The sequence below is a fragment of the uncultured Streptomyces sp. genome, assembly GCF_947488945.1.
Classification (GTDB): Bacteria; Actinomycetota; Actinomycetes; order Streptomycetales; family Streptomycetaceae; genus Streptomyces.
Genome location: NZ_CANLBS010000003.1, coordinates 24,048 through 50,277 on the forward strand (window position 1 = coordinate 24,048; position 26,230 = coordinate 50,277).

The window sequence follows — 26,230 nt, forward strand, 5'->3', positions numbered from 1 at the left end:
CGGACCGCGGGGGTGATCCGGTTCCCCGGCGCCGGTGACGTTCAGCCGTTCAGCGGCAGCAGAGCGGAGAGGTCGGCCCGTTCGCCGCTCGCGCCGACGCGGGCGGCTTCCAGCGCGTCCGCCCAGGTGGTCCGCCCGGTGGCCAGTCGCAGCCAGGTCAGCGGGTCGGTCTCCACGACGTTGGGCGGGGTGCCCCGGGTGTGCTTGGGTCCGCCGACGCACTGGACCACCGCGTACGGCGGCACCCGCACCTCGACCGAGCCGCCCGGCGCCTTCTCCGCCAGCGCGTCGGCGAACAGCCGGGTCGCGGCGGCAAGCGCCTGCCGGTCGTGGCCGCCGTCCTCACCGGTCGCGGCGTGCAGGTCGTCGGCGCACAGGACGAGTTCCGCGACGCGCGTGACCAGGAAGTCGTCCAGCCGCATCGTCGATCCGCCGACCGGCACCAACCGGTCGCCGGGGGCCGGCGCCACCAGGGCGTCGAACCGGGCCGCCCCCTCGGCGAACAGCGCGTCGAGGTCGGCGGCGACGGCGTCGGCGGGGGCCCGGTCCACCGGTTCCGGCACGAGGAACGGCCACTGGACCAGGGCCAGTGACGCCCGCACGCCGGGCGGCGCCGGCTCCGCCACCAGGTCCGCGGTCCGCCCGAGCACCCCCGCCAGGTGGACGGCCACGTCCCGCACGGTCCGGCCGGCCGGCCGCGCCGGGGCGTCGAGCCGGTCCGGGGTCAGGGCCCGTACGGCCTCGCGGACCCGGGCGGACTCGGCGGTCAGGGCGGTGCGGGTGCGGTCGGGGTCGTAGCGGCGGGCGCGCTTGCGGGACTGCGTCGGCATGACGGCGAGCCTACGGGGCGGAGCCGCGCGTCGGGGAGCGCGTACGACGAACGGGCCCCCGCCGGTGTTCCGGCGGGGGCCCGTGGTCACGACCGTGGTGCGGCTCAGGCGAGCAGCGCCGGGATGGTGGCCTCGTGCGCCGTCCGCAGCTCGGTCAGCGGGATGCTGAACTCGCCCTGGACCTCGACGGCGTCACCGTCGACGACACCGATGCGGGCGACGGGCAGACCGCGCGCGCCGCACATGTCGTTGAAGCGGAGCTCCTCGCTGCGCGGCACCGAGACGACCGCGCGTCCCGCCGACTCGGAGAAGAGGAACGTGAACGCGTCCAGGCCGTCCGGCACGACCAGCCGGGCGCCCTTCCCGCCGCGGAGGCAGGACTCGGTGACCGCCTGGATCAGACCGCCGTCGGACAGGTCGTGCGCCGCGTCGACCATGCCGTCGCGCGACGCCGAGATCAGGATCTCGCCGAGCAGCTTCTCGCGGCCCAGGTCGACCTTGGGCGGCAGCCCGCCGAGGTGCTGGTGGACGACCTCGGACCAGGCCGAGCCGCCGAACTCCTCGTGCGTGTCGCCCAGCAGGTAGAGGAGCTGGCCCTCTTCCGCGAAGGCGACCGGCGTGCGCCGGGTGACGTCGTCGATCACACCGAGCACGGCCACGACCGGCGTCGGGTGGATCGCCGTGTCGCCGGTCTGGTTGTAGAGCGAGACGTTGCCGCCGGTGACCGGGGTGCCCAGCTCCAGGCAGCCGTCCGCGAGACCGCGGGTGGCCTCGGCGAACTGCCACATGACGTCCGGGTCCTCGGGCGAACCGAAGTTGAGGCAGTCGGAGATGGCGAGCGGCTTGGCGCCGGTGGCGGCGACGTTGCGGTACGCCTCCGCCAGCGCGAGCTGCGCACCGGTGTACGGGTCGAGCTTGGCGTACCGGCCGTTGCCGTCGGTCGCCATCGCCACGCCGAGGTTGGTCTCCTCGTCGATGCGGACGATGCCGGCGTCCTCGGGCATCGCCAGCACGGTGTTGCCCTGCACGAAGCGGTCGTACTGGTCGGTGATCCAGGACTTGGAGGCCTGGTTGGGCGACGAGACGAGCCGCAGGACCTGCTCGCGCAGCTCGGCGGCATTCGCCGGGCGGGCCAGCTTGCCGGCGTCGTCGGCCTGGAGGGCGTCCTGCCACGAGGGCCGGGCGAACGGGCGGTGGTATGTCGGGCCCTCGTGGGCGACGGACCGCGGCGGAACGTCCACGATCTGCTCGCCGTGCCAGAAGATCTCCAGCTGCGAGCCCTCCGTCACCTCACCGATGACGGTGGCGATGACGTCCCACTTCTCGCAGATCTCCAGGAAGCGGTCGACGTGCTGCGGCTCGACGATCGCGCACATGCGCTCCTGCGACTCGCTCATGAGGATTTCCTCGGGCGAGAGGGAGGAGTCGCGCAGCGGCACGGTGTCCAGCTCGACGCGCATGCCGCCGGAACCGGCGGACGCCAGCTCGGACGTGGCGCAGGAGAGCCCGGCGCCGCCGAGGTCCTGGATGCCCGCGACGAGCTTCTCCTTGAAGATCTCCAGGGTGCACTCGATGAGGAGCTTCTCCTGGAACGGGTCGCCGACCTGCACCGCGGGGCGCTTGGCGGGGCCGGTGGACTCGAAGGTCTCGGACGCGAGGACCGAGACGCCGCCGATGCCGTCGCCGCCGGTGCGGGCGCCGTACAGGATGACCTTGTTGCCGGGGCCGGACGCCTGCGCGAGGTGGATGTCCTCGTGCTTCATCACGCCGATGCAGCCGGCGTTGACCAGCGGGTTGCCCTGGTAGCAGGCGTCGAAGACGACCTCGCCGCCGATGTTCGGCAGCCCCAGGCAGTTGCCGTAGCCGCCGATGCCCGCGACGACGCCCGGCAGGACCCGCTTGGTGTCGGGGTGGTCGGCCGCGCCGAAGCGCAGCGGGTCCACGACCGCGACCGGGCGGGCGCCCATCGCGAGGATGTCGCGGACGATGCCGCCGACGCCGGTGGCCGCGCCCTGGTAGGGCTCGATGTACGACGGGTGGTTGTGCGACTCGACCTTGAAGGTGACCGCGTAGCCCTGGCCGACGTCGACGACGCCGGCGTTCTCGCCGATCCCGACGAGCATCGCGTCGTTCTCGGGGACCTTCTCGCCGAACTGCTTGAGGTGGACCTTGCTGCTCTTGTAGGAGCAGTGCTCGGACCACATCACGGAGTACATGGCGAGCTCGGCGCCGGTGGGACGGCGGCCCAGGATCTCGCGGATGCGGGCGTACTCGTCCTCCTTGAGGCCGAGTTCCTTCCAGGGCTGTCCGACGTCCGGGGTCTTGGCCGCGTGCTCGACCGTGTCCAGGCTCATGCGTTGACCAGCTTCTTGAGGATCGAGGTGAAGAAACCGAGACCGTCGGTGCGCCCGGTGCCGATGAGCGGCTCGACCGCGTGCTCGGGGTGCGGCATCAGACCGACGACGTTGCCCGCCGCGTTGGTGATGCCGGCGATGTCGCGGAGCGAGCCGTTCGGGTTGCCGCCGACGTAGCGGAACGCGACCCGGCCCTCGGCCTCCAGCTCGTCGAGCGTGCGCTCGTCGGCGGTGTACCGGCCGTCCATGTTCTTCAGCGGTACGGAGATCTCCTGGCCCGCGGCGTAGTCGGAGGTCCAGAGCGTCTCGGCGTTCTCCACCCGCAGCGCCTGGTCACGGCAGACGAAGTGCAGGTGATTGTTGCGCAGCATCGCGCCGGGCAGCAGGTGCGCCTCGGTCAGGATCTGGAATCCGTTGCAGATGCCGAGGACGGGCATGCCGTCCTTCGCCTGCTCGATGAGGGGCTCCATCACCGGCGAGAAGCGGGAGATGGCCCCGGCCCGCAGGTAGTCGCCGTAGCTGAAGCCGCCCGCGAGGACGACCGCGTCGACCTGGTGCAGGTTCTTGTCGCGGTGCCAGAGCGGGACCGGCTCCGCGCCGGCGACGCGCACGGCGCGCAGGGCGTCCTGGTCGTCGAGGGTGCCGGGAAAGGTGACCACGCCGATACGAGCGGTCACTTCGCGGCCTCCTGCGGCTCTACCTTCACGACGAAGTCCTCGATGACGGTGTTGGCCAGGAAGGTCTCGGCGAGTTCCTGAATGCGGGCGAGGGCGGCATCGTCGACCGGCCCTTCGACCTCCAGCTCGAAACGCTTTCCCTGACGTACGTCGGCGATTCCCTCGAAGCCGAGACGGGGCAGTGCGCGCTGCACCGCCTGTCCCTGCGGGTCGAGGATCTCCGGCTTGAGCATGACGTCGACTACGACGCGTGCCACTGGCACTCCCGATGGTGTGGTGCGGCTGTGTCTCCGGCGGTTCCCCAGACCTCCGCGAGTGTCATCAGCCTACCTGGCCAAAAATTCTACGCGGGTAGATATCCCGCGGGGCCGGATCATGCCGTGATATCGAGCGCCAGATCCCCTAGGAAAAGTCCTGGAAAAAATCTCCGCCGGATTGCACGCGGACACGCGAAACAATTGATCGGGCTTCACAATTCAGCAGCACCGCTGTACAAATGATTACGAGGGAATGCACTATTGCCCGGTAAACGGGAACAGCCCGCTGCCGGGCGCTCCTCGTCCGCTTTATACCGCCGGAAGGCCGGTCGCGTCGCACACCCGGGTGCGGACGCAGCAGGAAAGGACCGATATCCGTGGCTCAGCGCGTAGTGGTCACGCTCTCCGACGACATCGACGGGGGAGAAGCGGCGGAAACGGTCTCCTTCGCCCTCGACGGGAAGTCGTACGAGATCGACCTCAGCCCGGTCAACGCGAAGAAACTGCGCAAGGCCCTGGCCCCCTACGTCGCGGCCGGGCGCAAGCAGTCCGCGGCGGCCCGGCAGGGCAGGACCCCGGCCTCCTACCGCCACACGTCCGTCGCGCCGGACCCGGCGGCCGTGCGCGCCTGGGCCCGCTCGCACCAGATGGACGTGCCGGCCCGCGGCAGGATCCCCAAGAGGGTCTACGAGGCGTTCCAGGCGTCCGACTGACGCCGCGTCATCCGCGGGCGGCCGGTGCGCGACCCCCGCGCCGGACGCCCGCGGGGAGCCGACTTGCGCGACACCCCCGCAGGTCGGCTAGAGTCTGGAGCACGCCGAGGGGCAAGGCCGAAAGGTTCTGGTCCCGGGCAGCGTGCGGGTGTAGTTCAGTAGTAGAACATCCCCCTTCCAGGGGGAAGGCGCAGTGTGCGATCCCTGTCACCCGCTCTGCATCGCTTTCCGGCCACTCCGGTGGATCGGGTAGAGTGATGCTCGCACCGCCCGGTGAAAGCCGAGCGGCAGCACTGCGGACGTAGCTCAGTTGGTAGAGCGCAACCTTGCCAAGGTTGAGGTCGCCAGTTCGAACCTGGTCGTCCGCTCAGCATCGAAGGCCCCGACCTCACAGTCGGGGCCTTCGTCGTGCGCCCGGCCGTTTCCGCACCGCGGCCATCCATGACGTTTGTCATGTGCAGTGATGACAGCGCGCACTGCCGACGGGCCGGATCCGGCGGAAGCCTGTGAGCATGACCAGCGACGACATGCTCAGCGACCGCGCGAACGGTCCCGTGATCGAGGCACACGAAGTGCGGCGCCGGTATGCCGGCGGCTTCGAGGCCGTGTCCGGGATCTCGTTCTCCGTGGCCCGCGGCGAACTGTTCGCCCTGCTCGGGACGAACGGCGCGGGAAAGACCTCCACCGTGGAACTCCTGGAGGGGCTGGCGCCGCCGACCGGTGGCACGGTCCGCGTCCTCGGGCACGACCCCTACCGCGAACGGGCCGCCGTCCGCCCCCGCACCGGGGTGATGCTCCAGGAAGGCGGCTTCCCCTCCGACCTCACGGTGCGGGAGACCGTGCGGATGTGGTCGGAGTGCACCACCGGCGCGCGCCCCGCCGCCGAGGCCCTGGAGATGGTCGGCATGACCGGCCGGACGGACGTGCGGGTCAAGCAGCTCTCCGGCGGCGAGAAGCGCCGCCTCGACCTGGCATTGGCCCTGACCTCCCGGCCGGAGGTGCTCTTCCTCGACGAGCCGACCACCGGGTTGGACGCCGAGGGCAGGCAGGAGACCTGGGAGCTCGTCCGGGCGCTGCGGGACGGCGGCACGACGGTGCTGCTGACCACGCACTACCTGGAGGAGGCGGAAGCTCTCGCGGACCGGCTGGCGATCATGCACGGGGGGAAGATCGTGACGAGCGGCACCATCGCCGAGGTGACCGCGCGTCAGCCGGCCCGGATCAGGTTCACGCTGCCCGAGTCCGTGCCGGCGGCCCTGCTCCCGCTGTCGCTCCGGGCGGCGGCCGAGGGGCCGCGGGTCGAGATCCGCACCCCGGCCCTGCAGGATGCGCTGCACCAACTCCTCGACTGGGCGCGGGAGTCAGGAGTCACACTGCACGGCCTCGACGCCCGCTCCGCCTCCCTGGAAGAGGCCTTCCTCGACATCGCGAAGGCCCGGCACGCGACCGGGGACCAGGACCCGCGTCAGGTCCCGGGCCGCTCCACCCGCTCCGGCGGCACGAAGAAGGTGACGGCATGACCGGCACGACCACCCCCGTCCGCGACCGGACGCCCGCCCCCGGCCCCGCCGCCGCCGCGGCCCGGCGGCTGACCGCCCTCGGCCGTGCCGAGCTGATCCTGCTGGTGCGCAACCGGACCGCGATCGTGGTGGCCCTGCTGCTGCCGCTCGTGATGATCTTCGCGATGCGGTCCTCGCTCGATCAGCTCGACCTGGGCGGCACCGGGCTCACCGTCGCGGGCGCCACCCTGACCGGCGGCATCGGCATGGTGCTGGTGCAGGTCGTCTACATGAACCTGGTCTCCGCCTACGTCGCCCGGCGCGAGGAGCTGGTCCTGAAGCGGCTGCGCACCGGCGAGATCTCCGACCGGGAGATCCTCCTCGGCACCGCGCTGCCGTCCGTCGCCCTGGCGCTCGCCCAGTGCGTGGTGCTGGTGGTGGCCGGGGCGATCGCCTTCGACCTGAGCGCCCCGCACCGCCCCGACCTGCTCGTCGCCGGCCTGCTGCTGGGCTTCGTGCTGATGTCCGCCCTGGCGGCGGCCACCGCCGTGCTCACCCGGACGGTGCAGAGCTCCCAGCTCACCACCCTGCCGCTGTTCTTCGTCTCGCTCTTCGGCTCCGGCATCTTCGTCCCGCTGGCGGTGTTCCCGGACAGGCTGGCCTCCGTACTGGAGCTGCTGCCGATGACGGGTGTGATGACCCTGGTCCGGCACGGCTGGCTCGGCGGGGTCGCCGGCGGCGAACTGGTCACGGCCGGGGTGACCGGGCTGGCCTGGACCGCCTTCGGGGTGTTCGCTGTGCGACGGTGGTTCCGCTGGGACCCGCGCGGGTGAACGGCGGGTCCGCAACGGCTCCGGCCGTACCGCGCCTGCGCGGCGGAGACGACGGGAAGGGGCGGACGGCGGTGATCGGCAGGGTCCGGGGCTGGCGGCGCGGCTGGCACGAGCGCAGCAAGCTCGCACGCATCGACCTCTACACGCGGGTGACGTTCTACTCGGTCATCTGGTGCTTCGCCGCTTCCTGGGGCCTGCTGCCGCTGATCGGCGCCCTGCGCCAGGGATCCGCGGCGACGGTCCTCGGCGCCGCGTTCCTCGTGGTCAACGTCGCTCAGTGCGTGCTGGGCTGCCGCAATCTGGCGCCCGCCATCGACCACTACCGGGGGACGGCGCCGTTCCCCCCGCGGCGGCTGCGGGCGCCGGCCGCGCTCCAGGCGGTGTCCACCGGCCTGCTGGTGGCCGTGGCGGCGGTGGACGGCGTGGCGGGCCGGGACCTGGTGCTGCTGGTGCTGGACCTGCCCATGGCCTTCGCCCTCCCGTACGCCATGCTCGTCCCGGTCCGGACGTACCTGCTGCGCGCCGCCGCCTACGGGGCCGCCGTCGTGGCGCTGCTGGCGGCCGTGGGGGTGCCGGCCGGGCTGCTGTTCGGGGCGGTCGTCGCGCTGGTGGTCACCACCCTGCTGGTGCTCGTCTCGACCCGGCCGAGCGTCTGGAGCCTGTCGGTGATGTGGCAGGCGGAGGAGGCGCGGGACATGCAGGCCCGGCTGGCGGTGGCGGAGGAGCGGCTGCGGTTCGGCCGTGACATGCACGACGTGCTGGGCCGGAACCTGTCGGTGATCGCGCTCAAGTCCGAGCTCGCGGCCGAGCTGGCCCGCCGGGGTTCGCCGGACGCGGTCGACCAGATGGTCGAGGTGCAGCGCATCGCCCGTACCTCCCAGCAGGAGGTGCGGGAGGTCGTACGCGGGTACCGGGAGGCCGATCTGGCTGCCGAGTTCGCGGGTGCCCGGGGGGTGCTGGAGGCCGCCGGGATCGCCTGCACGGTCGTGGGCGACGGCGCGGAGAGCGCCCGGCTGCCGGCGCCCGCGCAGTCGGCGCTCGGCTGGGTGGTGCGCGAGGCGGCGACCAACGTGCTGCGGCACGGGGACCCGCGCCGGTGCACGATCCGGCTGGCGGTGCGCGAGGACCGCGCGACGCTGGTCGTGGAGAACGACGGGGCGGACTCGCGAACGGCTCCGGGCGCCGGAGACACGGCTGCGGGGACCGGTTCCGGGCTCGCCGGCCTGCGGGAGCGGCTCGCCGTCCTGGACGGCTCCCTGACGGCCGGCCCGGAGGCCGGCGGGCTCTTCCGGCTCACCGCGACGGTGCCGATCCCCCCGGGAGCGTCGCCGCACTTGCGGGCCGCCCGGCCCGCCGCACTGGAGGAAAGATGACCGCGGCCCCGCCGCCCGTACGCATCCTGCTCGCCGACGACGAGCACCTGATCCGGGGCGCGCTGGCCGCACTGCTGCGGCTGGAGGAGGACTTCGTGGTGGTCGCGGAGGCCGCGAGCGGGCCGGAGGCGCTGGCCATGGCTCTGGCCCACCGGCCGGACGTCGCGGTGCTGGACCTGCAGATGCCCGGCGCCGACGGTGTGACGGTCGCCACATCCCTGCGGGCCCAACTGCCGGACTGCCGCACCCTGATCGTGACGAGCCACGGCCGGCCCGGCCACCTCAAGCGGGCCCTCGCGGCAGGGGTGCGGGGGTTCGCCCCGAAGACCGTGAGCGCCCGCGCACTCGCCGACATCATCCGTACCGTGCACGCCGGAAACCGTTACGTGGATCCCGAGTTGGCAGCCGACGCGATCTCCGCCGGCGACTCGCCGCTGACCGCCCGCGAGGCCGAGGTATTGGAACTGGCGGCGGACGGCGCCCCGGTCGCGGAGATCGCGGAGCGCGCCGCTCTCTCGCCCGGAACGGTCCGGAACTACCTGTCGTCGGCCGTGTCGAAGCTCGGTGCGGAGAACCGTCACGCGGCAGTGCGTTTCGCCCGGGAGCGGGGTTGGGTATAGTAAGCATCGCGCTTCGGCGCTCGCGGACGTAGCTCAGTTGGTAGAGCGCAACCTTGCCAAGGTTGAGGTCGCCAGTTCGAACCTGGTCGTCCGCTCGGCGAAAGGCCCCGGTCCTCAGGACCGGGGCCTTCTTCGTGTCTCCGGGACACCCGCCCGGCCCGCCCCGCGCCCCGGAGGACGCGCGGCGGGCCGGGCCGGGTGTTACGACCAACTCAGGCCGGTCAGCTGCTCGTACGCCTCGATGTACTTGGCGCGCGTCGCGTCGACGATCTTCTGCGGCAGCGGCGGCGGGGGCGTCTCGCTCGCGCGGTCCCAGCCGGACGCGGGCGAGGTCAGCCAGTCGCGCACGAACTGCTTGTCGTACGACGGCTGGGCGTGCCCCGGCTCCCAGGAGGAGGCGGGCCAGAAGCGGGAGGAGTCGGGGGTCAGCACCTCGTCGCCGAGGATGAGTTCCTCGGTACCGTCCTCGGCGGTCGCGAAGCCCAGCTCGAACTTGGTGTCCGCGAGGATGATGCCGCGCTCGCGCGCGATGTCCCGGGCACGGCCGTAGACGTCGAGGGTCGTGCGGCGCAGCAGCGCCGCCGTCTCCGCGCCGAGCTCACGGGCGACGTGCTCGTAGCTGACGTTCTCGTCGTGGTCGCCGACGGCGGCCTTGGTGGCCGGGGTGAAGATCGGGGAGGGCAGCTCGGAGCCGTCCACCAGTCCTTCGGGGAGGGCGAGGCCGCAGACCGTGCGGGACTCGTTGTACTCCAGCAGCCCCGAGCCGGTGAGGTAGCCGCGCGCGACGCACTCGACGGGCGCCATCCGCAGCGACCGGCAGACCAGCGTCCGCCCCTCCCAGTCGGCGGGGGCGCCGGCCGGGACCTCGGTGGACAGGACGTGGTGCGGGACGAGGTCCGCGAGCTGGTCGAACCACCACAGGGAGAGCTGCGTGAGCACCCGCCCCTTGTCGGGGATCTCGGTGGGCAGCACCCAGTCGTACGCGGAGATGCGGTCGCTGGCGACCATCACGAGGTCGCCGTCCTCGCTCCGGTACAGCTCACGCACCTTCCCGGTGTGCAGGTGGGTGAGGCCCGGCACCTGCACGGGCTCGGGCTTTTCTACGAAACCGGACACGCTGCCTCCGCGTAGGTTGATCCAGGAGTCGTTCCGATTGTCCCGTACGCGACGCGGCGGCGCGGCTCGGGGCCGGTCCGGACGTGCGGCGTCGGCGCGGGGCACGGCCTTCCGGGGCCCCGGAAGCGGGTTCGTGCCGTCGCCGGGCGCGGCGCGGCGGCCGTCAGCCGCCCTTGCAGATCCGGTCGAGGAGATTGGCCGTGGCGCGCTGGATGCGCGGATCCACGTGGCCGGGGCGGTCCAGCGCCGGGGACCAGGCGAAGGTGCCGGAGGCGAAGACGAGGGCTCCGGAGGGCGCCTGGTAGAGCGAGGTCTCCTGGTGGCGCCGGGCGCCCTCGGAGTCCTCGTAGGGCGAATGGGCCAGCAGGATGCGGCTGTCGTGCTCGGGCAGCGCGGTACGGGGGAAGTAGCGGTCCGCCTCGCCCGCGACCAGGCCGTCGATCTCGTCGCCCTCCGACGCGCCGGTGGACCGCCAGAGCCAGTGGTCGGCGTTGCGCACGACGAGCGGGGACGGCTCGGGGACCCGGCCCGCGTACTGGATGCCGAGCAGTTGCTGCTCGGGCCGGTCGATCTCCCGCCACAGCACCGGCTTGCCCGGCCCGCGCCGCTTGCGGCAGGTGAGCAGGCGGTCGCCCACGCCGGAGGCCGAGGGGGAGAGCCCCACCTGCCAGTACATGGTGTTGGCGGAGAGGAAGACGAGGGAGGTCCCGGTGTCGCGGGCGCGCTCCGCCTCCCGCCGCATGGGCGGCGACCAGTACTCGTCGTGGCCGGGAAAGACCAGCCCGCGGTACCGGCTGGTGTCCACCCGCCCGGCGTGCAGGTCGCGGGCGTCGGCGTAGGCGAGGCCGTAGCCGTACCGCTCGGCCCAGCGGATGAAGTCGTAGGCGTGGCCCACGTGCAGCGGAAGCCCCGCGCCGGCGTACGGCCGGTCGAAGGAGATGGTGTGCGCCGCGTCCTCCTCGCCGAGCAGCCGCCCTTCCTCGTCCCACGCGTGGTAGAGGCTGGCGCCGGTCCTGCCGTCCTCGGGGTAGACGTTGTACGCCTGCCAGGTGACGTCGGGGAGCAGGAGCAGCAGGTCGGCGGGATGGTCGTCGCGAACCGTGAACGGCACGTGCGAGCGGTGCCCGTCCGCGGTGGTCAGCACCGCGACGTAGGCGCCGACCGACCAGAGACTGGGGATCTGGAGCCGCCAGGAGAGCCACCAGTGGTGGCAGGAGACCGTGCGGTCGACGGTGAGCGGGGCGGGCTGCACGATCCCCTGGAGCCGGGGGCTCGTGGTGATCTTGGAGGCTCCGTCGCCGCCGTAGTGCCCGATCCGGTAGACGTCCACGGAGAACTGCTGGGGCGGGTTCACGGTGATGTGGAAGTCGATCGCCTCACCGGGCGCGGCCGCTCCGGGCGAGGCGAAGCCCTTGATCTGGAGCCGCACGTCGTCGGCGGGACGGGTGCCGCCGCCGGCTCCGCCCCGGCCGAGGTCGGGGTCGGCGTACCAGGGGACCATCTGCCCGGTGTCGTCGAAGTACTTCTCGCTGCCGCGCAGCCAGGGCAGCGGCCCCTGGCCGAAGGGATCGCTCACCGCGTGCGCGAGGGCACCCGATTCCCACCGCCGAATGTGTTCCGCCCCCATGACGCCCCCTCCCTCGATCCCCCGTACACCTGTGTGCGCCCGGTGTCGGCGCCGGTTCCCAGCACATCACATAAAGCATGCACTTCGTCACCGTTCGTCGCGGATCGATCCGAACGGAACCTGACTTTCCGGGTGTTGCCCCCACGAACGGACCACCGGACCACCGCGTGGCGCACCCCCCGGCGACGGCAACTCCGCCTCCCCGGCGGTCAGTTCGCCGCCGCCCCCGGCACCCCGCCGCCGGGGCGCCCGCCGCGTTCCGTATACGACGCGAAACACGGGGCTGCCGGAGCCACTGCCCCGGGGCGCGCGCGACCGGTGTCCGCGACCGGCATCAGCACCGGCGTCCGCGAACGGCGTGCAGAGGGCGGGCCGCGGCCGGCCGAAGCGTGCGGGCGGGCGGTCAGCCCAGGCGTACGGGGCGGTCGGAGCGGATGCCCAGCTCGGCCAGCCAGGAGCGCAGAGGCTCCGCGTCGCCGTCCTCGACCAGGCTCAGCACCGGGGCGCCGAGGTCCGATTTCCGGGTTCCGTCCACCAGCAGGGCGGGACCGTCCAGCCAGTCGAGACCGGGCCGCGCACCGGCCGTGTCCACCGCGGCGCAGCAGACCATGGCCGCCACGTGGTCCACCAGCAGCTCGGTGCCCGTACGGGGCGGCTGGAGCGGGAAGAGCGGCAGCTCGCCCGGACCCCAGAGGTCCAGCGGGTCCGCGGCGGCCCGCTGACCCCGTCCGGCCGGTGGAGCGGACGGGGGCGCGGTCCCCGGGAGCGCCGGGCGGGACCCGGCGGACGGCCCGCCCCGGTCGGGCGGCGCGGAGGCGGACGGGGTGGGCGCGGGCGAGGTGGGCGCAGGCCCGGACGGCAGCGCTCCGGCCGCGGACCGGGCGTCGGTGGACCCGCTCCCGGAGTCCGCCGGGGCGGCGCTCACCCGGGCGGGCTGCGCGCGGGCCCGCAGGGGTTCCGCCTCCTCCCGCGCCACGGCGGCGCCGATGCACGCGGCGAGATCCTCGCCGCCGCCGTCGGGGCCGGACAGATGCTCGATGACACGTGCCAGGGTCGGCGTGCCCGCGTCGGCGTCCGCCGCCGGCCGAACCCCCATGGAGTCCATCACCCGGTGCAGCCGGGCGGCCTCCGTGCGCCACTTGCGGTCCACGACCTCCTGCGGATACTCCTGCCAGTCGACCGGCGACCAGTCCGGGCCGGTCCCCGCGGGGCCGCCGTGGAAGAGCCGGGCGGCCAGCAGCGACGCCGCCTCGTCGGCCGCGCCGGGTTCGTCCAGCAGGTCGCAGGCGGGCCGCTCGTCGAGCCGCGAGGCGAACCCCTCGGCGAGGCGGTCGCGCCGGGACAGCTCGGTGAGCGCGGAGACGACCCCGGCGTCCAGCCGGGCGGGCCAGCGGCCCATCCGCCAGGCGGGCAGCGCGACCCTGGTCAACAACCGGTCCCAGCCGGCGTAGACGAGACCGATCTGCTCCTGGGCGGCGATCCGCAGGCCGTAGTCCACGCCCTGGGCCCGCATCGACGAGGCGAGCGCGACACAGCGCTCCATCTCGGCGGCGTGCCCCCGGCAGCCGCGCAGCAGCAACCGGGCGATCCGGCCGACGAACACCCGCCCCGCCCCGCGCAGCCGGCCCGCGCCCGGGGCCGAGGCGTCCGCCACCGCGCCGTCCAGGCCACGGACGAACCGCCGGGCGGCGGCTATGTCGGGGTGCGCCGCGGGGGCCGTACCGGCGACGACCGGGGCCAGCACGGCCCGCAGCTCGGCCACCCGCATCCACCACAAAAACGGGGAGCCGATCACCAGGACGGGGGCGTTCTCGCCGCCGCGCCTGTGCGCCGGGGCCGGCGGACCGGAGCCCGCCCCGGTCCGCTCCGCCGCCAGGGCGGTGTGCGTACGGTCCTCCAGCCAGCTGTCGCAGTCCGGTGTCAGCTCTATGGCCGAGGGCGCCGGGACGTCCAGCCGCACCGCCAGGTCACGGACCAGCCGGTAGAGATCGGGGGCGGATCCCTCGGTCACCGGGACGGTGGGGCTGACCGCGGGCCGGGCCCGTGCGACGGCGCGGGCGACCCCGGCCGACACCAGCAGCACGACGAGCGAGACACCCGCGGCGATCCAGCACGCGAGCGTCCAGCCGCTGCCGCGGAGATGTCCCTGCGCGACCGCGGCCGCGAGCACGACGGCGACCGCCGCGGGCGCGACGGCGACGGCCGAGGCGGTACCCCGGACGCGTAGCAGCGCGAGGGCGCGGGCCCGTGCGGCCCGTGTCCCCAGATCCTCACCTGCGTCGGTGGAAGACACAGCCGGACGTCACCCCCTCTGCCCCCGCGACGGTGTTGGTCACTCCCCCACTGTGGCACCCGCCACCGACATCGCAATGCCGGTGGGCCATGTGCCGGAAACCCTGCGACGCACCCTAGTTGGGGCTCCGGCACACGTCATCCGGATGGCCTAGTCGTCACCCGATGGAATGGCTTTGGGCAAAGCTGCTGACACGCGGGCGCGCATGGCCATCACCCCCGGCGCACAGGGCGCACGAGGGCCGCGCGCTCCGGCGTATCCGGCTCGTTCGGCGGGGACGAGGAGGACGGCCCGGGCGCTCCCCCGGCCGCCCTCCTCGTGGTCGCGTCCGTCGCGACCCGGGTGTTCGTGGGCACCGTGCCGTCGGCGCCGGCCGCGTGGGGCCGCCGGTGGCCGCCGCCGGTCTCGGGCGGTGGGCGGCGGCCACCGGAACGCGGCGCCGCGGGTGTCACCCGGCGCTGCTGGCGCCGGGGGTCAGTTCCCGGCGGAGTCCGCGTCGTCCGCCGCCTTGCGGGCGATGTCCGTACGGTGCTGGGCGCCGTCGAGCCGGATCCGGCCCAGGGCGGCGTAGGCGCGCTCGCGGGCCTTGGTGAGGTTCTTGCCGGTGGCCGTCACGGACAGCACCCGGCCGCCGGCGCTGACCACGGCGTCGCCGTCGTTCTTCGTGCCCGCGTGGAGGACGTAGGCGTGCGGGGCGTCCTGGGACGCCACGTCCGCGAGACCGTCGATCCGGTCGCCGGTGCGCGGGGTGTCGGGATAGTTGTGCGAGGCGATCACCACGGTGACGGCGGCGTCGTCCAGCCAGTTCAGCGGCGGCAGGACATCGAGCGTGCCGTTGGCGGAGGCCAGCAGCAGACCCGCCAGCGGGGTCTTGAGCCGAGCCAGCACCACCTGGGTCTCGGGGTCGCCGAAGCGGGCGTTGAACTCGATGACCCGCACGCCGCGCGAGGTGATCGCGAGGCCCGCGTAGAGCAGCCCGGAGAAGGGGGTGCCACGGCGGCGGAGCTCATCGACCGTCGGCTGGAGAACCGTCTCCAGCACCTCGTCCACCAGCTTCGGGTCCGCCCACGGCAGGGGCGAGTAGGCGCCCATGCCTCCGGTGTTCGGGCCCTCGTCGCCGTCGAGGGCGCGCTTGAAGTCCTGGGCGGGCTGGAGCGGCACCACGGTGGTGCCGTCGGTGACCGCGAAGAGACTGACCTCGGGGCCGTCGAGGAACTCCTCGATGACCACCCGGTCGCAGGCCAGCGCATGGGCACGGGCCAGGGCGAGATCGTCGGTGACGACGACCCCCTTGCCCGCCGCGAGCCCGTCGTCCTTGACGACGTACGGAGCGCCGAACGCGTCGAGGGCGGCGTCGATCTCCTCGGCGGTGGTGCAGACGTAGCTGCGGGCGGTCGGCACACCGGCGCCGGCCATGACGTCCTTGGCGAACGCCTTGGAGCCTTCGAGCCGGGCGGCCTCGCCGGACGGGCCGAAGCAGGGGATGCCGGCCGCGCGCACGGCGTCGGCTACACCGGCGACCAGCGGCGCCTCCGGGCCGACGACCACCAGTCCGGCGTCCAGTTCGGTGGCGAGGCGCGCGACGGCAGCACCGTCGAGCGCGTCGACCGGACGCAGTTCGGCCACCTCCGCGATCCCGGCGTTGCCGGGGGCGCAGTACAGAGCGGTGACGTCGGGGTCGAGGGACAGAGAGCGGCACAGGGCGTGTTCGCGGGCGCCGCCGCCGATGACGAGGACCTTCACGGTGTGCAGCCTAACCGCCGGGGACCGACGCCCTCGACGGGCTCCGGTCCGTGGACGGCGCGGGGGCGGGTCCGGGGGCGGCCTCCGGGAGGGGCGGGTGGTTCCGGGCGACGGGACGGTGCGAGGGGGGCGGGGCGGGTCCGGGGCCGGCGGGGGCCGGGGTGGGGACGGGTCCGGGGCCAGGGGGGTCCGGGGTGGGGACGGGGACGGGGTGGGGACGGCGGTCTCCGGCAGGGACGGGGCGGTGGGCCGGGGCACGTCATGTCATGTCATGTCATGGGGCTCGTACCGGCCCGGCCGCCGTCATTCGTTGCTGAACTCCTCCACGACGGTGGCGCCGAGCTCCCGGACGATCAGCTCGTGCCCGGAGAGCGCCGAGTCGACGAGGTCGGGGTCGTCCGCCTCGGGGGTGTCGTCCTCGGGCGCGACCTGGTGGCGCGGCGGCTCGGGGGCCGAATGCTGCGGGGAGGGGTGCTGCTGGGCCTGGTACCCCTGCCCCTGGTCGGGGCCGCCGTGTCCGTGCGACTCCTGCGCCTGCGGGGGTTCCGGCTGCTGGGGGGCCGGCGGCTGGGCGGGCCGGGGCTCGTACGCCTGAGGGGCCGGAGCCGGAGCGGGCGGCTGGTAGGAGGGGGCGGGCGGGCCGCCGCCGGGACGACCGCCGCTCTGCGGGGGCGCGCCGCCGCCGCCCGACGGGTCGACGATGGCCTCGACGCGCCACTGGGCGTTGAAGCGCTCGGCCAGCGCCTGCCGCAGCACCTCCTCGCTGCCGCTGCTGGAGAAGGTGTCGCGGGCCCCGGCGTTGAGGAAGCCGAGCTGGAGCGTTGCCCCGTCGAAGCCGGTGACCGCGGCGTTCTGGCTGAGCAGGATCCAGGTGAACCGGCGGCGGTCCTTCACCGCCTCCAAGATGTCGGGCCACATCGCGCGCACCTGGCCGGCGCCCTGGCTCATGTCCTGGCCACCCTGGGGGGCCACGGGTGCGGCCGGCTGGGGTGCGGGCCGGGCGGGAGCAGGTTCGGCGGCGGGCCGGGCGGGGCCGCTGCCGGGCGCGGACGCGGTGGGCCAGCCGCCGGGCCGGCGCGCCTGGTCCCCCCCGGCCACGGTGGGCCAGGCGCCGGGCCGCTGGGCTGCGGGGGCCTCGGCCGGCGCCTGCGGGGCCGGTTGCTGCTGCACGGGGGCGGGGGCCTGGACGGGAGCGGCCGGGGGAGCTGTGTACGGAGCCTGCGGAGGTGCGTACGGGGCGGCGGGGGCGGACGGGGCCTCGCCGCGTGCGGCGACACGGGCCGCGGCCGGGCCACCCACGGGCTCCTCGGCCGGGACGGCGGCGGCCGGCCTCGCGGGCGGCTGCGCCGGAGCGTGGGCCTCGGGGCCGGGAACGTAACCCAGGGCGGGGCCGGCGCCGGCGGCCGCGAAGGACGCACCGCGTTCCAGCTTGTCGAGCCGGGCCTGGAACGAACGCTCGTCGTCGAAGGCGGCGGGCAGCAGCACCCGCGCGCAGATCAGCTCGACCTGGAGGCGCGGGGAGGTCGCGCCGCGCATCTCGGTGAGTCCCTGGTTGGTCAGGTCGGCGGCACGGCTCAGCTCGGCGGCGCCGAAGACGGATGCCTGGGCCTGCATCCGCTCGACGACGTCGGCGGGGGCGTCGATGAGTCCCTTGTCGGCGGCGTCCGGAACGGCGGCCAGGATCACCAGGTCGCGGAGGCGCTCCAGCAGGTCGGCGACGAACCGGCGGGGGTCGTTGCCGCCCTCGATGACCCGGTCCACGACCTCGAAGGCCGCGGCGCCGTCACCCGCGGCGAAGGCCTCCACCATGGAGTCGAGCAGGGAGCCGTCGGTGTAGCCGAGCAGCGACGTGGCCATCGCGTACGTCACGCCGTCGTCGTCCGCGCCGGCCAGCAGCTGGTCCATGACGGACATCGAGTCACGCACGGACCCGGCGCCGGCGCGCACGACCAGGGGCAGCACCCCGTCCTCGACGGCGCTGTTCTCCCGGTCGCAGACGTCTGCGAGGTACGAACGCAGCGTCCCGGGCGGCACCAGCCGGAACGGGTAGTGGTGCGTACGCGACCGGATGGTCCCGATGACCTTCTCGGGCTCGGTCGTGGCGAAGATGAACTTGAGGTGCTCCGGGGGCTCCTCGACCACCTTCAGCAGGGCGTTGAACCCTGCCGGGGTGACCATGTGCGCCTCGTCGATGATGTAGATCTTGTACCGGCTGGACGCGGGGCCGAAGAAGGCCTTCTCGCGCAGGTCACGGGCGTCGTCCACACCACCGTGCGAGGCGGCGTCGATCTCGATGACGTCGATGGAACCCGGGCCGTTGCGCGCGAGGTCCTGGCAGGACTGGCACGTCCCGCAGGGGGTCGGCGTCGGGCCCTGCTCGCAGTTGAGACAGCGGGCGAGGATGCGGGCACTGGTCGTCTTGCCGCAACCGCGCGGCCCGCTGAACAGGTACGCGTGATTGACCCGGTTGTTCCGCAGGGCCTGCTGGAGCGGGTCAGTGACATGCTCCTGACCGATGACCTCGGCGAACGACTCGGGGCGGTAGCGGCGGTACAGCGCAAGGGACGACACAGTTACGAGGTTATCGGGGCGGACCGACAACCGGCCCCGCACCGAGCCGCCCGGCCCGGATCCCCGCCCGCCGGCACACCGCGTCGCGGGCCGGCAGCGGCCGGAGGCCGGGACGGCGCGGGCGCGGAGGGAAAAATGAGAGACGGGTCACATCGAGGGGAGGGTGGGCGATGACCCTCCGGGCCGCTCTCCGGCGGTGCAGGCTCGTCCGCGTAGGAAAGCGGCGACGCCCTGCCTCTTGCCTTGTCCGCGCGCCCTCGGCACGCCGGAAAACGGGCCAGGGCCGGTGGCCGCAGGACCGCAGACGCCGTGCCGCACAGGGCACGGAACGCAAAGGGCCCCCCACGCACCCGCCAGAGCCAACCTACCCTTGCTGCCTTCCGGCCCTGGGGGAGTTCAGTCAGATAGCGCCACGTGAGGGGCTGACGCCCACCTTAGCGGATCCCCACCCCTCCAGGTCCACCCGCCCGGCCCCGGAACCGCCCACGGATCCACCTGGGATCCACCTGGGCATCCGTCCGGGACGATCTCCGGCGAACGTGTTCGCGAGCACCCCTCAACGTCTTGTATTGTTTGCGGCGGAGGATTCGCCTAGTGGCCTAGGGCGCACGCTTGGAAAGCGTGTTGGGGGCAACCCCTCACGAGTTCGAATCTCGTATCCTCCGCCATTGCTCTCACCGGGCAATACGTCGAAGGGCCCCACCGCTTGCGGTGGGGCCCTTCGACGTTAACGGGTTCCGTTCGGGTCGACCGCGCGTCAGGCGGGCGAGCGTCGGCAACACCCGGCGTCACGCAGCGCGGGCGCGTCCCAGACGAAGGGCGGAGAACAGGAAGAAGACGCCGCCGAGGAAGGCATAGCCGGCCAGGTCGTTCAGGAAAGGGCCGTCCCCGCCCGCCTAAGCGAGGAACGAGGCGCCGGCGAGCGTGTAGATGGCACCGCTGGCGATCATCGCCCACGGCCCGCCGAGTCGGCGGCGGTTCGCACCGACCACGAGTGGGACGAGGCCGGCGGTCACCGCCCACACGCCCCGGACCCGGAGAACCGCCGGGACGCCCGAGCCGGCGTCGACGGTGAGGCCGATGGTGGTGAGGCCGATGAGCACGACATTCACGTACAGACCCCGTACCGCTTGGCCGTGCACCCGGGCGGACCGGTGTCGACGACCGCGCAGGCGACGTCGAACAGCGGATAGACCGCCAGCAGAACGACCCTGAGCGGGCTCAGCCCGCCGACCGCAGAGAACAGCAGAGCGGCCCACACCGCGGCGAAGGCAAAACCGCAGGAAGTAGAGCCTGCGCAGGGCTGCGGCAACGCTGGCAGCAACGGGTGCCAGCGAGGGTGTCCACGGCAGTTCCTTTCTGGAAGACGGACGGACCACGCTCGTTCATCGGGAGGGAGAACGTTCGGCCACGTGCCCGGCGGTCCATTGCCACCCCACCACTACGCTCGCCGTTCATGGACGAGTGGGTGGAACGCACGGCTGGGCTGAGGCAGTGGGCACGAGGCGGTGTGCGCGCCCCGCACAAGCCATTGCTGTTCCTGTACGCGCTGGGCCGCTTCCGGCACGACGCGGACGGTGAGTTGCTCTACAGCGCGGTGGAGGGGGACCTGCGGCGGCTGCTCGCCGAATACGGTCCCGGCAACCCGACGACACCCGCTTACCCGTTCCATCACCTGGTGAGCGACGGGGTGTGGGAGGTACGGACCGACCGCGGCCCCGGCAGCCCGGGGACAAAGCTCGGGCAACTGCGCGAGACCCGTGCCGCCGGGCGGCTGGCCCCGGACTTGCGGGCGGCCCTGCGGCGAGAGCCGTCTCTGCTCGGCCGCATGGCACGGGTACTCCTCGACCTGAACTTTCCGCCCTCACTCCACGCCGAGTTGTGCGACGCCGTCGGCCTGGAGCCGGACGGCACGGAAGTGCCGCCCGCCGCCACGAAGCGCAGGCAGCGAAACCGGCGGATGCGCGAAGCGGTGCTCACGGCGTACGAGTACCGGTGCGCCTTCTGCGGTTACGACGGCAGCATCGGCCTCGTACCGGTCGGGCTCGAGGCCGCCCATGTGCGCTGGTGGGCCTTCGACGGGCCGGACGTCGTGGAGAACGGACTGTGCCTGTGCTCACTGCACCGCAAGCTGTTCGACAAGGGTGTGCTGGGTCTGGGCGCGGCCGAGGACGGTGCCCACCGCATCATCGTCTCGCAGAGCTTCGTCGGCCACAGCGCCACCGCTCGTGACCAGGTCGTCGCGCTCGCCGGCCGTCCCGTCATAGGGCCGCAGTCGGGTGCCCGCCCGGTCGCACCGGCCCACCGCTCCTGGCACACCGGGCAGGTCTTCCGCGGCGGTCCGCGCCCTGCTTCGCCGTCGGCCGCCCCTGCTCCCGGCCCTGCCACTGTCCCCGCACCCGCCCCTGCCCCTGCCCCGGGAGCAGCACGCACCACTACGCGCTGACGGGTCGGGCGGCGGGCGGCACGCGATCCCCGGCCAAGGGCCGCACGCCCGTCGTGCACTCCCTCGCTCGAGGGAGCGCACCGTGTCCGCGCTCCCCCGAGCGAGGATCACGATCCCTCGCGCGGGGGAGCCGCCGGGCGCAATCCAGCGGCCACGATGACGAGGACGGAGAGAGCCGGGGCAGCCGGTTTTCCCGATGGATCAGGGAGGTTCCCCATGAACCCGCGCAGCTCGGCCGTAGGCGCCGCATCGACGATGTGTCCCGCCGCCCACCGCCATGGAGTCCGCCTGCCTCGCGTCGCTCGAAGGACGCATGGCGCTCGCACACCCCGTGCCGTCGACGCCGGCATCACCTTGTCCTCTCCCCTCACCCCTTGCGGGGCCTTCCAACGACACGCCTGGTACAACCCTTCGGGAACCGTGGGGGTCGAACCCGTATCAACCGGGTGCGTACGAGTGGTGCGGAAAGCACCTCGTGCCCATCCCCTCGGAGGGGCCATGCGATCCGCACGAAGAACACGAGGCCTGGGACTGCTCGCCGGAGTCGCCGCATTGACCTGGACGGCCGCAGGACCGGCCGTCGCGGACGGCGAGCAGGACGGGCGGGGGTCCGCCCCGGCCACCGGGCTGCAAGCCTCCTCCCACCTGCAGCTTGCCAAGCCCGTGCCCGTCTCCGGTGTGAAGCCGGGGGACGACGTGCCGTTGAAACTGCTGGTGAGGAACAGCGGGGACGGTCCGGCCGATCGCACGACCCTGTACATCGGCGGCTCGCAGGGGCTCGCGTTCGTGGAGAAGTACTCCAACTGTGTGCACGAGGACGTGCCGGCGCAGGACGAGGGTCCGGCCCAGGTGACGGCGTCTTGTTCGATCGAGCAGGTCCTCGAGCCGGGGGTCGTCTACGGGCCCGAGGAACCGATCGTCATGAAGCTCCAGCCGCGTGCTCTCTACGACTGGTACACCCTGCACGTCGACGCGGACTCGCCCGTGTTTCCCAACGGTTCGCCGAACGGCTCCGGCAGACAACTGCGGCTGGTGGCGCAGAACAACCCGCCCGCCGGGGTCGAGTTCCTCGACTCGCTGCCCTTCACCCACGTCACGGCGGAGAACACCGCCGACTTCTCCCTCACCGGCGCCAAGATCAAGGCGGAGAAGGGGGAGACCGTCAGCGCGGAAGTGACGTTCACCAACAAGGGGCCGGCCTGGGTCGACAACGACGCCGGATCACCCATCGGCGTCTTCGACGTCGGCATACCCGCGGGCACCACAGTCACCGGCGCACCCGACTTCTGCACCCCGATCGGTTCCGGCGGGAAGACGGTGGCGGAGAAGGACGCCGAGGCATACCGGTGTACGACGCCGTACGACTACGTCGACGAGAACACCACGCTCTCGCGCGCCTTCGAGTTGCACATCGACACGGTCGTTCCGAACGCCACGGGGAAGGTCGGGTTCGTCCGGGGCGAGCATCGTTCGGGCACCCTGCCCTTCGACCCGGTGCCCGGCAACAACACGGCGGCGATCGTGGTCAACGCGTCCGGCACGGGAGGGACCTCGGGAGGCAACGCCTCGGCCGGGGAGGGAGGTTCGGGGTCCGAGGGCGCGACGTCCGGCGCCACGGCCTCCGGGGGCGGCTCCGCCGGAAGCACCGGCGGGGGTACGGCGGCGGGTGCCTCCGTGTCGGGCGGCGGTACGCAGCCCGAGCTGGCCGAGAGCGGTGTGGGCGCCGGCCCGCTCATCGCCGCTGCCGCCGGGTTGCTGGGCACAGGCGGCGTGGCGCTCGCGGTGACGGGGACGCCGTGGCGGTCTCGGCGACGGCCCTCCGCTGCGGAGTCGGCGGGGATAACCGGCTGACCCGGGACCACGGCCGACCGCGACCGGGGCCTAAGACCGGTACCGGTCTTAGGCTCGCAGAGGCACCGCACGGGCCACCGGGCCACCGGACCGGCTTCGGTCATCGGCTCGGCCCCCGGGAAATTCGGGACCGGAACGGAGCGGGGCGGCGGTCCGCCCGGTGCCACACGACCGGGACTGGGACCGGCCACCGCCCCTGAGTGATCCGCCGCCGAGCCCTCGTCTCCACCCCCAGAACCAGAGCCAGAGCCAGAGCCAGAGCTGGCGCCGGGGCGGAGACCGAGGCGGGAAAGGCGGCGGGCGGCGCCTTCATCCCACCTCGTGGCCGGCTTCCACATGCCCCAGGACCTTGCCCACCCCTCGGCGTACCGCCTCGCGGGCGGGGTCGGTGTGATCGATGGTCTCGAAGGCGTGACGGGCGCCGGGAACGTCGATGACCTCGGGATGGACGCCGGCGGCCGAGGCGGAGGCGAGGAACTCATCGATGGCGGCCAGGCTTTCGGGATAGTCCAGCTCGGGTCTGATCAGCACGATGGGGAGGCGTCCGGCTCCGCGTACCGCTTCCACGGGGCGGAAGCCCGGGTCGATCCCGTCCCAGTTGGGGAAGGGGGCCAGCACCGGGTAGCTGCCCGCCACGCAGCGCAGCCACGTCGGGGGTTCCACGAGCCAGGGGGCCGAGAGGAGACCGCCGCCGGAGAAGAACCACAGGGCGATCCGGTCCCCGTCCACCTGCGGATGCGAACGGACGTGCTCGACGGCGTCGACCAGGTCCTGGGCTGCGCGGGGGTAGTCGGTGAGGGCGTGGAGTCGATGGTCCACCGTGACGCCGACCGCTCCCAGTGCGGCGACATGGCGCCCGTAGCCCGTGAAAACCGGCCAGTCGCGCGGGGTCGGACGCGCGTTCGGCGGCACCGGTCCGCCGTGTACGAAGACGACGGCCGGACGGGGCTCCGAAGCGTCGGGCAGGTAGAAGTCGACGGCACCCGACCGTTCCCGTTCCCGTTCCGACACCTCGAAGAGGAAGGGGTTCAGATGCGGAGGGCGACGTGCCTCGATGCGGTGGCCCTCCCCGGCCGCAGCACGCAGCAAGACGGTTGCCAGCTCCTCGGGCATCGAGAGCATCGGCCAGTGACCGGTGGGGAGTTCGAAGAAGGTGACGCGAGGATCGGTGAAGGACTGGAAGAGCGGCTCGCCCATGGCCAGCAGGTTCTCGACGAGTTCGATCGTGGACCCGTTGGCGGTGCACAGGATCCCGGTGAGAGGAACGGTGGATCCACCGGCCGGCACGGACCCGATGGACGGAGCAACGCCATCGGTAGGCACGACGCCGTCGTCCGCTCCGGACCCGCAGGAAGGTTCGGACGCGCCGGAGGAGATGACTCCGTCGTCCGGTACCGGAGCCCCGTCCGGTACCGAAGCCTCGTCCAGTAGCGAAGCCACGTCCGGTGCCAGTCGCAGAGGCTGGAGGAGGGTGGCGACGGGTTGCGGTACGGCGTCCGCGATCAGTCGCTCCCGCGACGCTTCGGGCACTCCGGCACGCTGCCTCGGACCTGCCAGGCCTCCGCGGCGGGAGGGCCGACCGCGCCGCCGGACGTGGCTGTGGAGAGGGCAAGTTCGCGGATGGTCGGATCCGGTTCGACGGCGATGGCCGGCACGCCGTCCTGGGGCGGTGCGGTGTCCACGTTGACGACCCGCGAGATGCGGTCCGGGCGGCGCGTCGCGGCGGCGAGAACCGGCAGGATCCCGTAGTCGTGCCCGACCAGCACCAGGTCTTTCGCGTCCAGCCGGTCGATCAGCGCCACCACCTCGGCGATGTGTGTCTCCAGGTCGATCGGCGACGAGTCGACGGAAACCGGGTCGGCAGATGCCCCGCCGACGGGAACCGGGTTGGCAGGCACTCGGTCGGTGGGTACCTGGCTGGTGGGGACTCGGTGGTGGGGCGCCCGGCCCCCCTCGGCGTTCCGCTCCGCGACTCCGCCGGATGCGACTCCGCCGGCAGCGACTTCGCCGTCGTGGTCCCCACCCGTATGGACGGATGCCGTGGGCGCGGAAGCCGGCAGGACGGTGTCCTCCGGGGCCTCCGCCACGGGCTTAACGTCGACGGCGGCTCCCGGCCCCATGCCGGTCAGCGTCACCGGGTGCGCCGTAGCACCCGCCTGCGTGAGCCGGTCGGCCACCTCCCGCCAGATCCAGGCCCCGGTGAAACTCCCCGGTACGAGCACGAAATCCGTCACGCTTTCCCCCTGCGGCAGTGCCGTCGTGGTCGGTACGGGCTGTGTTCGCCCCACGCTACGTACCCTAGGGTCGCCCCCCTGCCTCGGATCAAGCGCATTACGGGGCAACGGTGTTGACCTTCGCACCGCATCCCGGACTCATGCGCCCGCCCGTGCGGCTGGCGTCGGTTCCGCGCACCCATCTCGCCCCGCACCCACCTGGTCCCGCCGCACCGCCGTCCACCACCACCACCACCGTCCCTCACCCTCCCGGCCTCGTGGTCGCCGTCCCCCGCCGTCACCCGCAGCCACCCAGTCCTGCGGTCGCCGTACCGTCGTCGCCCACGCCTCCGCCACCACCGCGCCGCGCAGCACCCGGACCCGGTGCACAACTCCGGCTCGGCTGCCCCGCCCCCGGAGGCGCTCCGCACTCCGCCGCGCTCAGCCCGTCTTCTCCTTCACATGGGCGACCACCCGCGTGAACTCCTCGGTCGGGGTGAAGTCGACGTACTCGCAGTCCTCCAACGCCACCGGCGCGTGCCCCGGCGCCCAGTAGAACGCCTCGCCGGCGCCGTACGTCTGGTCGCCGTCCTTCGTCATGAGTTTGATCCGGCCCTTGAGCATGTAGCCCCAGTGCGGGCTCGGGCACAGGTCGCCCGGAAGGCCCTGGAGGGCCGGGCTCATGTCGGTGCCCTTGGGGAAGCGTACGAAGGAGACGCTCATCTCCCCTCCGGCGTCCCGCATCCGCAATTCCGCGTCCCCGTTGCGGAACGCGACCGGTGTGTCGTCGCGCGTCGTCGCCGTCATGGTTCTGGCTCCTGCCCACTCGGTCGTGGAGCCGCCCGTCAGGTTTCTCGTCGGCGGCGCGCAAGTGCCCCTGGCGCGACGACGGGCATGCTCCCTCTCCCTTCCAGCGTGGGCCCGCCCCATCCTGCTCGCACGAGGCCACCGGCGCGGGTTCCGTCGTTCCGTCGGCCCCGGTCGTCGCGGCCGTCATGCCGACGGCTCCGGTCACGTCGGCTCGGAGTCGTGCTCCCGCACGTTCGGTCCTCGGCACGGCAGTCGGTCAGTGTGGGGGGCCGAAGTTCGTGGCTTCGGGACGTCGGGCCAGGCCCCAGCGACGCGATACGTGGGCCACCCACCGAGCCACGATGGCGGCCCCGGTCCCGCGTGCTCAGCGGCCGCCCCTCCCCTCTCCACTGCCCCCGCCCTCA

General features: G+C 73.1%; 19 protein-coding genes, 4 tRNA genes, 1 other RNA gene and 1 pseudogene. 11 read left to right on the forward strand and 14 right to left on the reverse strand.

Annotated elements, in window-relative coordinates:
* Nucleotides 1–41 precede the first annotated feature (41 nt).
* From Q0994_RS04500 to purS, 4 genes are all read right to left on the reverse strand, one after another.
* A complete protein-coding gene (locus Q0994_RS04500) occupies nt 42–830 on the reverse strand; it encodes a sterol carrier family protein (RefSeq protein ID WP_299529320.1) in 789 nt (262 codons plus the stop codon).
* 104 nt (nt 831–934) lie between these two features.
* A complete protein-coding gene (gene purL / locus Q0994_RS04505; RefSeq protein WP_299529321.1) occupies nt 935–3,184 on the reverse strand; it encodes a phosphoribosylformylglycinamidine synthase subunit PurL in 2,250 nt (749 codons plus the stop codon).
* A complete protein-coding gene (gene purQ / locus Q0994_RS04510) occupies nt 3,181–3,861 on the reverse strand; it encodes a phosphoribosylformylglycinamidine synthase subunit PurQ (protein WP_299529323.1) in 681 nt (226 codons plus the stop codon). The genes purL and purQ overlap by 4 nt, the downstream gene beginning before the upstream one ends.
* The gene (gene purS / locus Q0994_RS04515) at nt 3,858–4,118 is read right to left on the reverse strand and encodes a phosphoribosylformylglycinamidine synthase subunit PurS (RefSeq protein WP_299529326.1); all 261 of its coding nucleotides are present in this window, start codon (nt 4,116–4,118) and stop codon (nt 3,858–3,860) included. The genes purQ and purS overlap by 4 nt, the downstream gene beginning before the upstream one ends.
* 377 nt (nt 4,119–4,495) lie before the next feature.
* On the opposite strand from purS, the gene Q0994_RS04520 reads away from it, so the two are divergent.
* The 8 genes from Q0994_RS04520 to Q0994_RS04555 all read left to right on the forward strand — a co-directional run bounded on the left by Q0994_RS04520 (nt 4,496) and on the right by Q0994_RS04555 (nt 9,251).
* A complete protein-coding gene (locus Q0994_RS04520) occupies nt 4,496–4,831 on the forward strand; it encodes an Lsr2 family protein (RefSeq protein WP_299529328.1) in 336 nt (111 codons plus the stop codon).
* 144 nt (nt 4,832–4,975) lie between these two features.
* Nucleotides 4,976–5,047 (forward strand) — tRNA-Gly (locus tag Q0994_RS04525).
* 79 nt (nt 5,048–5,126) lie between these two features.
* Nucleotides 5,127–5,199 (forward strand) — tRNA-Gly (locus Q0994_RS04530).
* A 144-nt stretch (nt 5,200–5,343) separates the two neighbouring features.
* Entirely contained in the window at nt 5,344–6,351 is a 1,008-nt protein-coding gene (locus Q0994_RS04535) for an ABC transporter ATP-binding protein (RefSeq protein WP_299529330.1), read from the forward strand.
* A complete protein-coding gene (locus tag Q0994_RS04540) occupies nt 6,348–7,163 on the forward strand; it encodes an ABC transporter permease (protein ID WP_299529332.1) in 816 nt (271 codons plus the stop codon). Before Q0994_RS04535 ends, Q0994_RS04540 begins: the two co-directional genes overlap by 4 nt.
* Before the next feature lie 71 nt (nt 7,164–7,234).
* On the forward strand, nt 7,235–8,536 hold the full coding sequence (locus Q0994_RS04545) for a sensor histidine kinase (protein ID WP_299529334.1): 1,302 nt from the start codon (nt 7,235–7,237) through the stop codon (nt 8,534–8,536).
* Nucleotides 8,533–9,156 (forward strand): response regulator transcription factor, encoded by a 624-nt coding sequence (locus tag Q0994_RS04550; RefSeq protein WP_299529336.1) that lies wholly within the window; start codon nt 8,533–8,535, stop codon nt 9,154–9,156. Before Q0994_RS04545 ends, Q0994_RS04550 begins: the two co-directional genes overlap by 4 nt.
* A 22-nt stretch (nt 9,157–9,178) precedes the next feature.
* Nucleotides 9,179–9,251: transfer RNA gene (locus Q0994_RS04555), tRNA-Gly, on the forward strand.
* Nucleotides 9,252–9,357: 106 nt separating this feature from the next.
* On the opposite strand, the gene Q0994_RS04560 is transcribed toward Q0994_RS04555, so the two are convergent.
* From Q0994_RS04560 to ffs, 6 genes are all read right to left on the reverse strand, one after another.
* Entirely contained in the window at nt 9,358–10,272 is a 915-nt protein-coding gene (locus tag Q0994_RS04560; protein WP_299529338.1) for a phosphoribosylaminoimidazolesuccinocarboxamide synthase, read from the reverse strand.
* A 163-nt stretch (nt 10,273–10,435) separates the two neighbouring features.
* The gene (locus tag Q0994_RS04565) at nt 10,436–11,899 is read right to left on the reverse strand and encodes a N,N-dimethylformamidase beta subunit family domain-containing protein (protein ID WP_299529340.1); all 1,464 of its coding nucleotides are present in this window, start codon (nt 11,897–11,899) and stop codon (nt 10,436–10,438) included.
* Between the two features lie 403 nt (nt 11,900–12,302).
* A complete protein-coding gene (locus Q0994_RS04570) occupies nt 12,303–14,192 on the reverse strand; it encodes a hypothetical protein (RefSeq protein WP_299529342.1) in 1,890 nt (629 codons plus the stop codon).
* Between the two features lie 474 nt (nt 14,193–14,666).
* Complete coding sequence (gene purD, locus Q0994_RS04575) at nt 14,667–15,935, reverse strand: phosphoribosylamine--glycine ligase (protein WP_299529344.1); 1,269 nt, start codon at nt 15,933–15,935, stop codon at nt 14,667–14,669.
* 303 nt (nt 15,936–16,238) lie between these two features.
* A complete protein-coding gene (locus tag Q0994_RS04580) occupies nt 16,239–18,506 on the reverse strand; it encodes a DNA polymerase III subunit gamma and tau (RefSeq protein ID WP_299529346.1) in 2,268 nt (755 codons plus the stop codon).
* Between the two features lie 331 nt (nt 18,507–18,837).
* Nucleotides 18,838–18,932, reverse strand: an RNA gene (ffs, locus tag Q0994_RS04585) — signal recognition particle sRNA small type.
* A 154-nt stretch (nt 18,933–19,086) separates the two neighbouring features.
* Between ffs and Q0994_RS04590 the strand changes: the two genes are divergently transcribed.
* A tRNA-Ser gene (locus Q0994_RS04590) sits at nt 19,087–19,174 on the forward strand.
* A gap of 120 nt (nt 19,175–19,294) precedes the next feature.
* On the opposite strand, the pseudogene Q0994_RS04595 reads toward Q0994_RS04590, so the two are convergent.
* A pseudogene (locus tag Q0994_RS04595) lies at nt 19,295–19,858 on the reverse strand (hypothetical protein).
* Between the two features lie 104 nt (nt 19,859–19,962).
* Between Q0994_RS04595 and Q0994_RS04600 the strand changes: the two are divergent.
* Both Q0994_RS04600 and Q0994_RS04605 read left to right on the forward strand, forming a co-directional pair.
* Complete coding sequence (locus Q0994_RS04600; protein WP_299529348.1) at nt 19,963–20,952, forward strand: phosphorothioated DNA-binding restriction endonuclease; 990 nt, start codon at nt 19,963–19,965, stop codon at nt 20,950–20,952.
* Between the two features lie 498 nt (nt 20,953–21,450).
* Nucleotides 21,451–22,803, forward strand: a complete 1,353-nt coding sequence (locus Q0994_RS04605) for a hypothetical protein (RefSeq protein WP_299529350.1) — start codon at nt 21,451–21,453, stop codon at nt 22,801–22,803.
* A 309-nt stretch (nt 22,804–23,112) separates the two neighbouring features.
* On the opposite strand, the gene Q0994_RS04610 is transcribed toward Q0994_RS04605, so the two are convergent.
* From Q0994_RS04610 to Q0994_RS04620, 3 genes are all read right to left on the reverse strand, one after another.
* Nucleotides 23,113–24,126, reverse strand: a complete 1,014-nt coding sequence (locus tag Q0994_RS04610) for an alpha/beta hydrolase (protein WP_363325531.1) — start codon at nt 24,124–24,126, stop codon at nt 23,113–23,115.
* A 179-nt stretch (nt 24,127–24,305) separates the two neighbouring features.
* Nucleotides 24,306–25,037, reverse strand: coding sequence for an alpha/beta fold hydrolase (locus Q0994_RS04615; protein ID WP_299529352.1), 732 nt, complete (start codon nt 25,035–25,037; stop codon nt 24,306–24,308).
* A 420-nt stretch (nt 25,038–25,457) separates the two neighbouring features.
* A complete protein-coding gene (locus Q0994_RS04620; RefSeq protein WP_299529354.1) occupies nt 25,458–25,823 on the reverse strand; it encodes a hypothetical protein in 366 nt (121 codons plus the stop codon).
* Between the last annotated feature and the right edge of the window lie 407 nt (nt 25,824–26,230).